At 65.7% G+C, this 11,648-nt stretch carries 14 protein-coding genes; 7 read left to right on the forward strand and 7 right to left on the reverse strand.

From position 1 onward, the window contains the following. The first annotated feature begins 218 nt into the window (after window positions 1-218). The gene (locus H926_RS0107555) at window positions 219-1,304 is read left to right on the forward strand and encodes a hypothetical protein (protein WP_148291665.1); all 1,086 of its coding nucleotides are present in this window, start codon (window positions 219-221) and stop codon (window positions 1,302-1,304) included. 45 nt (window positions 1,305-1,349) lie between these two features. Here H926_RS0107555 and H926_RS26160 read toward each other — a convergent pair whose 3' ends face one another. Together H926_RS26160 and H926_RS0107565 are read right to left on the reverse strand one after the other, a co-directional pair. Then, a complete protein-coding gene (locus H926_RS26160) occupies window positions 1,350-2,165 on the reverse strand; it encodes a hypothetical protein (protein ID WP_022675759.1) in 816 nt (271 codons plus the stop codon). 162 nt (window positions 2,166-2,327) lie between these two features. Further along, the gene (locus H926_RS0107565; RefSeq protein ID WP_022675760.1) at window positions 2,328-3,068 is read right to left on the reverse strand and encodes a glutathione S-transferase family protein; all 741 of its coding nucleotides are present in this window, start codon (window positions 3,066-3,068) and stop codon (window positions 2,328-2,330) included. A 110-nt stretch (window positions 3,069-3,178) separates the two neighbouring features. On the opposite strand from H926_RS0107565, the gene H926_RS0107570 reads away from it, so the two are divergent. After that, complete coding sequence (locus tag H926_RS0107570) at window positions 3,179-3,607, forward strand: GFA family protein (protein WP_022675761.1); 429 nt, start codon at window positions 3,179-3,181, stop codon at window positions 3,605-3,607. Here the strand turns inward: H926_RS0107570 and H926_RS0107575 are convergent. Both H926_RS0107575 and H926_RS0107580 read right to left on the reverse strand, forming a co-directional pair. Next, the gene (locus H926_RS0107575) at window positions 3,601-4,803 is read right to left on the reverse strand and encodes an exo-beta-N-acetylmuramidase NamZ domain-containing protein (protein ID WP_022675762.1); all 1,203 of its coding nucleotides are present in this window, start codon (window positions 4,801-4,803) and stop codon (window positions 3,601-3,603) included. The two genes, H926_RS0107570 and H926_RS0107575, sit on opposite strands and share 7 nt — an antisense overlap. Then, window positions 4,800-5,351, reverse strand: coding sequence for a DOMON-like domain-containing protein (locus H926_RS0107580; protein ID WP_028657728.1), 552 nt, complete (start codon window positions 5,349-5,351; stop codon window positions 4,800-4,802). Before H926_RS0107580 ends, H926_RS0107575 begins: the two co-directional genes overlap by 4 nt. A gap of 46 nt (window positions 5,352-5,397) precedes the next feature. Here H926_RS0107580 and tyrS point away from each other — a divergent pair, with 46 nt between their 5' ends. The 5 genes from tyrS (at window position 5,398) to H926_RS0107605 (ending at window position 10,151) form a co-directional block, all read left to right on the forward strand. Continuing rightward, the gene (gene tyrS, locus H926_RS0107585; RefSeq protein ID WP_028657729.1) at window positions 5,398-6,624 is read left to right on the forward strand and encodes a tyrosine--tRNA ligase; all 1,227 of its coding nucleotides are present in this window, start codon (window positions 5,398-5,400) and stop codon (window positions 6,622-6,624) included. 110 nt (window positions 6,625-6,734) lie between these two features. Further along, window positions 6,735-7,073 carry a PilZ domain-containing protein gene (locus H926_RS0107590; protein ID WP_022675765.1) on the forward strand — a complete coding sequence of 113 codons (339 nt, stop codon included), beginning with the start codon at window positions 6,735-6,737 and terminating at the stop codon, window positions 7,071-7,073. Between the two features lie 130 nt (window positions 7,074-7,203). Next, a complete protein-coding gene (locus H926_RS0107595; protein WP_028657730.1) occupies window positions 7,204-8,496 on the forward strand; it encodes an MFS transporter in 1,293 nt (430 codons plus the stop codon). 29 nt (window positions 8,497-8,525) lie between these two features. Beyond that, window positions 8,526-9,443 (forward strand): cysteine synthase A, encoded by a 918-nt coding sequence (cysK, locus tag H926_RS0107600; RefSeq protein ID WP_022675767.1) that lies wholly within the window; start codon window positions 8,526-8,528, stop codon window positions 9,441-9,443. A 6-nt stretch (window positions 9,444-9,449) separates the two neighbouring features. After that, window positions 9,450-10,151, forward strand: coding sequence for a dienelactone hydrolase family protein (locus H926_RS0107605; protein WP_022675768.1), 702 nt, complete (start codon window positions 9,450-9,452; stop codon window positions 10,149-10,151). Between the two features lie 33 nt (window positions 10,152-10,184). Here the strand turns inward: H926_RS0107605 and H926_RS0107610 are convergent, their stop codons facing one another. From H926_RS0107610 to H926_RS31595, 3 genes are all read right to left on the reverse strand, one after another. Beyond that, window positions 10,185-10,631 carry a MerR family DNA-binding transcriptional regulator gene (locus tag H926_RS0107610; RefSeq protein WP_022675769.1) on the reverse strand — a complete coding sequence of 149 codons (447 nt, stop codon included), beginning with the start codon at window positions 10,629-10,631 and terminating at the stop codon, window positions 10,185-10,187. 33 nt (window positions 10,632-10,664) lie between these two features. After that, window positions 10,665-11,000 (reverse strand): phosphoribosyl-AMP cyclohydrolase, encoded by a 336-nt coding sequence (hisI, locus tag H926_RS0107615; protein WP_051146288.1) that lies wholly within the window; start codon window positions 10,998-11,000, stop codon window positions 10,665-10,667. A gap of 457 nt (window positions 11,001-11,457) precedes the next feature. Then, on the reverse strand, window positions 11,458-11,648 hold a 191-nt coding region (locus H926_RS31595), incomplete at its 5' end, for a ComF family protein (RefSeq protein ID WP_028657732.1).

An 11,648-nucleotide genomic window follows, 5' to 3' on the forward strand; every position in this document is an offset into this window, starting at 1 on the left:
ACGCCAGTGGCAGCACCGGCACCGCGCGCCCTGCCCGCCCCCGCCGCCATCCCCGCCCCGCGCAAGGTCAGCGTGGCAGGCGGCGGAGGCAGCGGTATGGAAGACTGGTCCGAGTTCTAGGATCAGCTTGAACGGCGCTTCCAATGTCGCCAAGTTCCTGATCTGCCGTGAATTGAGGCAGGCATAGTGGGGGGCGAGACATGAAGGCGGCGGCAGGCGTGCGGTTGATTGCAATGGGGTGGGCCTTGGCAGGGGCCGTGCCCGAGAGCCAGGCTGCCGAAGCCACGGCACCGGCCAAAGCGGGCCCGATCGTGGTCGATACCGCCGCTGCCTGGACACACGGCCCCACCGGCATCGTTTTGCCAGCAGCGATCGGGGCATTCACCCGCACGGAAGTATCGCAGAGCGATCATGGCCTGGCGGATGTTTCGATCCTTTATCAGGACAACGTCAGCCGCACCGCGCTGACCGTCTACGTCTTTCGCGCTGGTTGGCCGCAGGCGCCATTGTGGGCAGACCGATTGAGCCAGGTGATGGCGATGAGCGCGCAGCGCAACGGCGGCACGCTGGCAGGGCCGCCCAGCTTTGCCGCGTTTGCTCCCACAGGCCATGTAAATGCCAGCGCGCTGCGCGTGGTGCAGGCAGTGCAAGGCGGACAATGGCAGGCGACCGGGGCGGTGGTCATTCCTTACGGGCCGTGGCTGGTGACCATGCGGATGAGCTCTGCCACGCTCGACGCCAAGGCACTGGACGCCCAGTTGACTACAGCGGCCGCAGCCTTGCACGTGCCAGCCCCGGCCCAGCCGCTGCCTGCCGCCGTGCCGATTATCGCCTGCACCGATACGCTGACGCTCAAACCGGCCAAGCATGTCGGACCAAGCAAGAGCAGCAATTCGTTGATCGACGCGTTGCTCGGGGCTGCGCTGGCCCAATCGCAAGGCGCCGCAGACGAGGCGGAGGCCAAGGGCGACGCCACCAGCGAACCGCCGCCCTATGCCGCTACGCTTTGCCGCGATCCATCATCATCGATCGATCACGGCGTTTATCGAGCACCGGACGACAGGCAGCGCTACGTCATCGCGCTCGGCGACGCTGGTATCACCCTGGCGGTCGGCCCTAACACCTTGTCCGCGCTGCTCGACAAGCGACTGACCTATAGCGCCACATTGACAATGTTCGACAAGGTCATGGTCTATCCGGCCTATGCGAGCCTTCCGCCACCAGACCAGGCGATCGCCGCACTCGACCGCGAACATCCACAAAGCGAAACATCGGACGGCAAATCGATCACGATCCATCCGTGAACCTTGCGCACCACGCCCAACCGACGAGCTTGGGTAATTTCAGGCTCAGCCGTCAGCGTTGGGACCGCTGGCGCCGTCGCTGCCGCCGGCGTCATCGTTGCGCTTGCCACGGATGAAATCGAAGCGGATGCGCACCCAGGCGCCAACCTGGGGCGTGCCGTTGATGCGCGGCGGGCGGACCAGGAACTGCCAGGCGGCCTGGCGCAGCACGCGGGCCATGCCCGAACCGCGCGGGCTTTCGTCCAGTTCCTGGCAATCGTCGACATGGTAATCGGCAATCGTACGGCAGGCGATGATCGCCCACCGGCCCGAGGCTTGCCCCGGCCGCATATAGCCATCGATTTCCGCGTCGCGCGGCTCGCGATACCACTGCGCGTTATAAAGGCGCGAACCATCCGGCGCGGTGCCGGCCGTGCCGCCGCCGCCACCGCCGGCAGAGGCCTGCTGCGCCGCGCTGCCGGTGCCGGCGGGGCCGGTCATTTTGGAAATGTCCGACGCGGCAAAGTCTGATCGCTTCATCGGGATGAAGCCCTCGGGCCAGACCACCTTGTTGTCCGTCGGCACGACCACGCGCGGCGGGGTGGCGGCCGCCGGTGCCGTGGCCGCGGCATGGGTGGCCTGCTGGGCGGCCTTCTGCTGCTTGGGTGTGGGGTTTTCGCTCTTTTCGCCGGCCGCAGCGGACAGATTGACCGCGGTCAGCGTGCCGCCCTCGTGCTTGGCCGGTGGCTCGTAGAGGCCCACGGAGAGAAGTGCCGCCAGCAAAAGCAGCGACATGGCCAACGCCAGCACGAACGAGATGGAACGGCGGCGAGGGGCTGCGCCATAGCGCCCACCCCCTTCCGCAAGCAGCACGTCTTGCATCAAGGCTCCGTCACCGCAGGGTGCCCGTGCGCCGCGCATGCGCGCGGACACTCCTGCAAGCGGCCGCCCTATACCAAGGCTGCCAGTGACAAAACCCTCCGATTGCGTCCCACCCTTCGCCCGCCCCAGAAAAAAAGCAGTGCGCGGGAAAGGATAGCCACCTCAATCGCGCGGGCCGAGCTTTTCCAGTTCCACGCTGTCGAACATGGTGCGTACGGCGGGACGCTGCTTGATCTGCTCGATCCAGCGCACCAGGTGCGGCGTATCCTCGCGGTTGACCAGCTCGGCAAACCCGAACTGCATGCCGTTGGCGATCGCAAAATTGCAGATATCCGCCAGCGTATATTGCTCAGGGACCAGCCATTCATGATCGCGCAGGTGATCGTCCAGGCGCCGCACCGAAAAGGCGATCTTGCGCATTTCCTCGTCCAGCAGGTCCTGCGGGAAGCCTTCGCGGGCGCGGCGCCATTTCACCTGCTGCTCCACCACGGGGATGGCCTTAACCTTGTCCTCGAACTCCTGGTCAGACAGCCCCTGCACCATCTTGCCGACATAGCGGTGCCAGCCGATGGTCGAGACGCACCAGCAGAAGTATTCGTCCACCCACTTGGTCCATACCCGCATCTGCGCGCGACCATAGCTGTCGGCCGGGCGCAGCGAAACTTGCGTGGGATATTCATCTTCCAGGTATTCGCAGATCACCGTGCTTTCGGTGATGACCTTGTCGCCATCGACCAGGGCGGGAACCTGCCCGCGCGGGTTGATCGCCTTGAACCAGTCGGAATGATGCTCGAACTTGGCCGGGTCGAGCCGATTGGCCTGGAACGGCAGCCCCTTTTCGAACAGGGTCAGCAAAGGCTTCATGGAATTGGCGGCGGGACCGAAACTGTAGAGCTTGAGCATGGAGCCTGTTATCCTCGGGCCTGTTATCCTCTCCCGGGCTGCGGCCCGGTCTTGTCCACGCAGCCTAACGATTGTTTGCAAACCTAACAATACCCGATCGGAGAATTCGCATGAGCTTTACCGGACACTGTGCCTGCGGGGCGGTGAGCGCCACCATTTCTGCGCAGGAACCGGTGGCGGTGCGCCAGTGCTGGTGCCGGCAGTGCCAGCAGGCCGCTGCCGGCGGCTGCACCAACAATGCGGTGTTCCCGGCCGAGGCCGTTGCCATCGCGGGAACCCTGGGATCGTTTTCCTATGTGGCGCCATCGGGGAACACGCTCACCCAGTTTTTCTGCCCGGCCTGCGGCACCGGGGTCATGGCCCAGTCATCGGGTCGCATGCATCTGCGCACGGTGCGCCTGGGCTTTCTCGATCCCGGCCATGGGCTGGAACCCGATGCGGTGATCTGGACCGACGATGCGCCGGCCTGGGCGCAGATCGACCAGCGCGCCGCCAGCTTTGCCGGGCAACCGCCCGCGCCCGGCCAGCCGGCTCAATAAAGCAGGAAGGGCGCGCGTTCTTCGATCCAGCTGGCCTCGTCCGGGTCGGCCACGGCATCGAGATCACCGGCCTGCGCGGCGCGGTCATCGACCCATGCGCGCAAGGCCGGGCCGCCGTTGATCACGTCGATCGCCAGCTTGTCGAGCACGTATTCATAGGGGAAATCGCGCCACAGCGGATAATCGGGAGTGAGGTTGCGGATGGCCTTGAACGCCAGCGCCTGAAGCCGCCAGGGGCGGAACGCGGCGTGATCGTAAAACGGGCCTTCGGGATGCAGCATCAGGCCGTGGCACAGGTGGCCGACATGCTTGTGAAACGTCGGCTCGAACCAGCATTCGCGGATTGCGGTGCCGGCCAGCCAGTGCGGCGCCAGCCGGGCCATTTCTGCCTTCACGGCCAATGCATCGACATCCGGCGCGCCGAACAGCACTTCGAGCGGGCGGGTGGTGCCGCGCCCTTCGGAAAGGGTGGTGCCTTCAAGCATCACGGTGCCGGCATAGGCGCGCGCCATGGCCAGGCTTGCCGCATTGGGGCTCGGGTTGATCCAGATGCGGTTCTGCGGCCAGCCCATGCCCGGCGCGGCATCGGGGTGCCAGCCTTCCATCGTGATGACGCGGTAATCCACATCAAGGTTGTAGTGCGCGATGAACCAGCGGCCCATTTCGCCCAGCGTCATCCCATGGCGCATCGGCATCGGCCCGGCGCCGACAAAGCTCTCCCAGCCCGGCACCAGCCGCGTTCCTTCGACCGGGCGCCCGGCCGGGTTGGGCCGATCGAGCACCCACACCGCCTTGCCGGTGCCGTGGCAGGCTTCCAGCAGATAGAGCAGCGTGGTCACGAACGTGTAGATGCGGCAGCCCAGATCCTGCAGATCGAACAGAAAGACATCGGCCGTATCGATCATCGCGGGCGTCGGCCGGCGCACTTCGCCATAGAGGCTGAACACCGGAATGCCCAAGGCCGGATCGCGATAGTCCGGCGATTCGACCATGTTGTCCTGCTTGTCGCCTTTGAGGCCATGTTGCGGCCCGAACGCGGCGCTTAGCGTCACAATCGGGCATGCGGCCAGCGCATCGAGCGCGTGGACCAGGCCATCGGTAAGCGAGGCGGGATGGGCCACCAGGGCCACGCGGCGGCCGGCGAGCGGCGCACGCAGCGCAGGCTCGGCCAGCAGGCGATCAAGTCCGGTCTTCATGGCGCGTGGGGTGCCTCAACCCGCGCGGCGAAGCAAGCCGCATGGTGGAAATCGGGTTTGCCGCGCGGATGGGCCAGAGCCCAATAGGATTTGACCCCGCCCGCCTCTTCCAGAACCGCGCTGAGCCCCATGCGCCAGGGCAGCGGCGGCAGGCCGGCAATCGGCAGCGCCGCATCGAAAATCAGCACATCCTGCCCACGGCGCGGCGTGATCACCGGTTCGCGCGGGAGCGGGCGCGGCGCCATACCCTCGCGATAGCCATCGAAATCATAGGCCGCCCAGCGCTCCGAAGCGGCAAAGTTGAATTCGGCATAGGCGCCGCCAGCGGCCGGATCGTCTTCGCCCAGGAACAGTTCGAAACAGGTCGATTGCCACAGCCCATCGGTGCGCGCACGGCCGGAAAACGGCGGCACGACCAGCGCCGAGGTGCCCTCCACCCGCCAGCGCAGGCACAGCCAGTGATCGTCCATCGAGATGATGCGCGCCGCAACCTGCCGCACGGCCAGCGCCGGGTGATCGGGATGGGCAACAAGCAGCGCCGGTTCCAAGGCACGTCCTTTCATGCTAGGCGCCCCGCTCCACATCGAGGCAACCATGACCGAATACAAGTCCGACCTGCTGCGCCTGCTGTCCGAGCGGGGCCATATCCACCAGTTGACCGATGCGCAGGGCCTTGATGCCCTGGCGGCCAAGGAAATCGTGGTGGGCTATAATGGCTATGACGCCACCGCGCCATCGCTCCATGTCGGCAACCTGGCGTCGGTCATGCTGCTGCGCCGCCTGCAACAGGCCGGGCACAAGCCGATCGCACTGATGGGCGGCGGCACCACCAAGATCGGCGATCCTTCGGGCAAGGACACCAGCCGGCAGATGCTGACCGAAGAAATCATCGCCAGCAACATCGCCGGGATCCGCAAGGTGTTCGACCGCCTGCTGACGTTTGACGACAGCGCCACCGGGGCCACGCTGGTCAACAACGATGAATGGCTGTCGCAGCTGGGCTATATCGACCTGCTGCGTGACGTGGGGCCGCACTTCACCGTCAACCGCATGCTGACGTTCGATTCGGTCAAGCTGCGCCTGGATCGCGAACAGCCGCTGACGTTCCTAGAATTCAACTACATGATTCTCCAGGCCTATGACTTCCGCGAGCTGGCGCTGCGCCATGGCTGCCGCCTGCAGTTCGGCGGGTCTGACCAGTGGGGCAACATCGTTAACGGCATCGAGCTGACCCGGCGCATGAACGGGATCGAGGTCTATGGCGCGACCACGCCGCTGCTGACCACCGCCGATGGCGCCAAGATGGGCAAGTCGGTCAACGGCGCCGTCTGGCTGAACGAGGAACAGCTGCCCAACTACGATTTCTGGCAGTTCTGGCGCAATACCGACGATCGCGACGTGGGCCGCTTCCTGCGCATCTTCACCGACGTTCCGCTCGACGAGATTGCCCGCCTGGAAGCGCTGCAAGGCAGCGAGATCAACGCCGCCAAGACGGTGCTGGCCAACGAGGTAACCGCGCTGATCCGGGGCCGCGAGGCTGCCGAGGCTGCCGAGGCAACGGCCAAGGCCACGTTTGCCGGCGGCGGCCTGGGTCAGAACCTGCCGACGCTGGAAGTGGGCGAGCCCACGATCAGCGTGATCGAGGCGCTAATCGGCCTGGGCTTTGCCGCGAGCCGGGGTGAGGCCAAGCGCCTGATCGCCGGCGGCGGCGCCCGGCTGGATGGCGAGGCGATCACCGACGATACCGCCGTTATCGCGGTTTCGGCCGAGCGTAGGTTGTCTTCCGGCAAGAAGAAGCACGGCATAATCAAGCCCGCTTAACGACTTCCCGTTGCAGGGCGGCGGCAGGCCGCTGCCGCCCATTAACCAAATCTAAGTCAATCTGGATGTATTTTTCCCGCCTGTAATCCCTCATACCGGCAGGAGAAGCCATGTCCGGCGGCGCGCAGCTTTCAGTGACCGACCTGCGCCGGTCTACCCGCCACCCCGTTCACCTGCCGGTGATCGGGGAGCATCGCCGCCTGGGCGACGTGATGCTGAACATCGTCAACATTTCCACGACCGGCTTCATGGTGCGCGACACGCTCGACCTTGGCCGGGGTGAGCGGGTAACCATTCGCCTGCCCCAGATCGGCCGGATCGAGGCCTTTTTGGTGTGGAGCGATGAAAGCCGTGCTGGCTTCCAGTTCGAGCGGATCGTGCGGCACGATGATTTTGCCAAGATGATCAAGCAACTCCAGCCCAACACCCGCCTGCGCGGCAAGGGCTGATCGGGCGGGGGGGTGATCGGGCGCCGGCTGATCGGGGCCCGGCGCGATTGGCGCCGATCATGATTTTCTGAAACGACGACAAACAATTGTTGGCTTGGCAAAGCCCTGGGCCGCTGCCACAGACCAAGCCGTGACCGACACCCCTGCCCCGGCGCCCGATAGCCCTTCATCACCGTTCCAGATTGCCGATTTCCGGCGGTTCTGGGTGGCACGCCTGTTTTCCGTCCTGGCCACGTCCGGCATGGTCGTGGTGCTGGGGTACCAGCTTTATGACGTCGCGCGCGGCCAATATGGCATGGGCATCAAGGAAGCGGCGTTTCAGCTTGGCCTGATGGGGCTGGTGCAGTTCCTGCCGCAGTTCGTGCTTACGCCCGTCGCCGGCGTCGTCGCCGATCGGTTCGACCGGCGGGTGATCGCCGGGCTGACCATGGTACTCGACGCGCTGATCGCGCTGGTGCTGACGATCGCCACCGCCAGTGGCACGCTGTCTCTGCCGCTGCTGTTTGCCATGGCCGCAGCGCATGGCACCAGCCGCGTGTTCATCGGCCCGGCCCTGTCATCGATCGCGCCCAACATCGTGCCGGCCAAGCTCATGCCGCGGGCGGTAGCGATCAATTCCATGGCGTGGCAGATCGGCTCGATGGGCGGGCCAGCGCTGGCCGGCGTGCTCTTCGCCTTCTCTCCTGCCTTGCCCTATGGCGTTTCGGTGGCGCTGCTGGCCTTGGCCGCATTCGGCGCATTCGGCATTCGCCGCCTGCCCCCGCCAGCGGAAAATCGCCGTACGCACCCGTTTCGGCAGGTCGCCGATGGCTTTCGCTTCGTGGCGCACGATCGGTTTCTGCTGGGCTGTATCACGCTCGATCTTTTTGCCGTGCTGCTGGGCGGCGCAACCGCGCTGCTGCCGGTCTATGCCCGCGATATCCTGACATTCGATGGCCATTCCGTGGGTTCCTATGGCCTGGGCGTGATGCGGGCCATGCCGGGGCTCGGTGCGGCGCTGGTCGCGGCATTCCTGGCGCGGCGCCCGGTCGAGCGCGAGGTCGGCGCCAAGATGCTGCTGGCGGTCGCCGCCTTTGGCGTGGCGACAATCGGCTTTGGCCTGTCGCGCAACCTGTTCCTGTCGCTGGCGATGCTGGTGCTGATCGGCGCGGCGGACATGGTTTCGGTCTATATCCGCACCACCTTGGTGCAATTGCACACGCCAGACACCGTGCGCGGCCGCGTCTCGGCCATCTCGGGCCTGGCGATTTCCTGCTCCAACGAACTGGGTGACATGCAATCGGGCGTGGCTGCGGCCCTGCTTGGCGCAACCGGGGCGGTTGTGTTTGGCGGGGTGGGTGCGATAGTCGTTACTCTGGCCTGGGCGATCGGCTTTCCCGAATTGCGCCGCGCCCGGACCTTTGCTGCAAAATACCAATCCTGACCCGCTCAACACCAAGGAGCACACGCGACATGAAAGCGGATTCCATTCTCGCCACGATCGGCAACACGCCGCATGTTCGCCTGTCCCGCCTGTTTCCCGACCACGAGGTATGGGTGAAGAGCGAGCGCACCAATCCAGGTGGCTCGATCAAGGACAGGATCGCATTGGCCATGATCGAGGCGGCCGAAGCCGACGGCAGCCTCAAGCCCGGCGGCACCATCGTGGAGCCGACCTCGGGCAATACCGGCATTGGCCTCGCCATGGTGGCGGCGGTCAAGGGCTACAAACTCGTGCTCGTCATGCCCGAATCGATGTCGATCGAGCGGCGCCGGCTGATGCTTGCCTATGGGGCCACGTTCGATCTGACGCCGCGCGAAAAGGGCATGAAGGGCGCGATCGAGCGCGCCAAGGAACTGGTGGCCGAAACGCCGGGCGCCTGGATGCCCCAGCAGTTCGACAATCCCGCCAACGTGGCCGTGCACGTGCGCACCACCGCGCAGGAAATCCTGGCCGATTTCGCCGATAGCCCGATCGACGTGCTGATCACCGGGGTTGGCACCGGTGGCCACCTCACTGGTTGCGCCGAGGAACTCAAGAAGCACTGGCCCGATTTCAAGGCCTATGCCGTGGAACCGACGCTCTCGCCGGTCATTTCCGGGGGGCAGCCCGCGCCGCACCCGATCCAGGGCATCGGCGCCGGGTTCATTCCGGGCAACCTGCACACCCAGGCAATCGACGGCGCGATCCAGGTCGATCCGGCCGATGCCAAGGAATGGGCCCGCCGCTCGGCGCGCGAGGAAGGCCTTCTGGTCGGCATCTCCTCGGGCGCGACGCTGGCCGCCATCGCCGCCAAGCTGCGCGAACTGCCCGCCGGCAGCCGCGTGCTCGGCTTCAACTATGACACCGGCGAGCGCTACCTCTCGGTGCCCGATTTTCTTCCGGAGTAACCAGCCTTGAGCCTTGAACGCATCGATTATGCGCATGGTGACGTGGCGCTGACGGGGTGGCTTGCCCGCCCCGAAGGCACCCCGCGCGGCGCGATCCTGATCCTGCCCACCATCGCCAACGTCAACGCCGGAATGGAACAGCGTGCACGCATGCTGGCCGATCAAGGCTTTGTTGCCATGGTCGCAGATTTCTATGGCGAGCCGGTGGAAAGCTTTGAAGCGTCGTTCCCGCTGGGCAATGCCCTGCGTGCCGATGTCGATCACTACCGCGCCCGCATCACCGCCGGGCTCGACGCGCTGGCCAAGGCGGCGCCGGGGCTGACGCTGTCGGCGATCGGCTATTGCATGGGCGGCCAGGCGGCGCTGGAACTGGCGCGCATGGGCGCACCGATCGTGCTGGCGGCCAGCTTCCACGGCCTGCTCACCTCTGATCGCCCGGCCACGGCGGAAACCCCGATCAAGCCGCGCCTGCTGATCTGCCACGGCGATGCCGATCCGCTCGTCCCGCGCGAGCAGGTACTGGATTTCTGGAAGGAAATGGATGCCGCCAGCGGCAACTGGCACTTCCATGCCTATGCCGGGGTCAAGCACGGGTTCACCGATCCCGACAGCGAGGCGCGCGGCAAGGATTTCCTCGGCTACAACGCCAGCGCCGACCGCCAATCGTGGCTGGCGCTGACCGCGCTGCTCGACGAAATCTATAGCTGATATCCATCCGCCGCGAGGCGGTGGCCGGGCCGATCAGGCCGGGCCGCCGCCCTCGGCACCTTCCAGTTGCTGCACTTGCGCGACGAAGCCTTCCAGCTCGGCAATCGTGCTGGCGATATCGGCCTGCTGGCGCACCAGAGCAGCGATGCGTTCGCGGCACTTGGCGATCGTCACCTTGCGCTGCTGCGCACGGCCATCGCCCAGATCGTAGAGATCGATCATCTCGCGAATGTCAGCCAGGCTGAAACCGACGTTCTTGGCGCGCATGATCCACGCCAGTCGCGCCCGATCACGCCGGGAATAGATCCGCGCCGTGCCGTGCCGCGTCGGCGAAATCAGGCCCTCGTCCTCGTAGAACCGCAGCGCCCGCGCGGTTACGCCGAATTCGGCCGACAGGTCGGTGATGGTGAACTGGTCGCGGGCCAGGGCATCGGGCCGGTCGAGATGGCCAGTGTGGGAAGAGGCGGGCACGGTGTCCATGCCCGCCACGATACCGCGCAGCTTACGTAAACGTCAAACCTCAATCCGCTCCAGCGTCCCTTGCGGGGTAATCCGGCGATAGAAGCAGCTTTGCGCCAGGGTGTGGCAGGCCGGGCCAACCGGCTCGACCCGCAGTTCGAGCGCATCCTGGTCACAGTCCACGCGGATTTCGAGCACCTTGAGCACGTGGCCCGAGGTTTCGCCTTTCATCCACTGCTTCTGGCGCGAGCGCGACCAGAAGTGCGCCAGACCGGTTTCGCGCGTGCGGGTGATCGCCTCGGCATCCATGTGCGCCAGCATCAGCAACTGCCCAGTGCGGTGATCGATCGCCACGGCGGTGACCAGGCCGTGAGAATCGAAGCGCGGCATGAAGGCGGTGCCCTGTTCGCGCTGTAGCGAATCGTTATCGACCGACACGGTAGGTAATTCCCTTCTGCAAACGGGCTGCCACAGCATACATTGTTGCACGATAACCACATGGCCTGGGCAAAATCGGCGGCATACGCATGTCCCCCTTCCTTCCGGCGGCGCAATCGTCAAGAAAGAACGTGCGGTTTGAGGGAACCGCGATCTGAACCGCCGAAAGGCGGCGCGGCAAGCGCCAAAGTTCAGGGACACGCGAGGGACCGGGGGGCTGGTTCGACCTTCTGACTAGGAAGGCGCAGCCATCTGGAGATATTGAGCGACGGGGTTACGGTCAGGGCCGAGAGGGAGCCCCGTCAATCACAAGGTTTCGTCACGAAACGCCCGGGCCGCAAGGTTCCGGGCGTTTTCGGTTTGATGCCGCTTGCATCGCGCCTGTCGCCCGCGAATCAACTCTCCTTTTTTACCCCCGCACTTCGGCCTCGCGCAGCACGCGGGCAAAGCAGGCGATCTTGACCTTGGCCGCGCCGGCGCGGCGCAGCGCCCGCACGCAGGCATCGCTGGTGGCGCCGCTGGTCAGCACGTCATCGACCAGCAGCACCTGGGCACCGCGCAAAGACGCGGCGTGGCGCGGATGAGGCGCGATGGCGCCCG

The organism is Novosphingobium sp. B-7 (genome assembly GCF_000410615.1).
GTDB classification, from domain to species: Bacteria; Pseudomonadota; Alphaproteobacteria; order Sphingomonadales; family Sphingomonadaceae; genus Novosphingobium; species Novosphingobium capsulatum.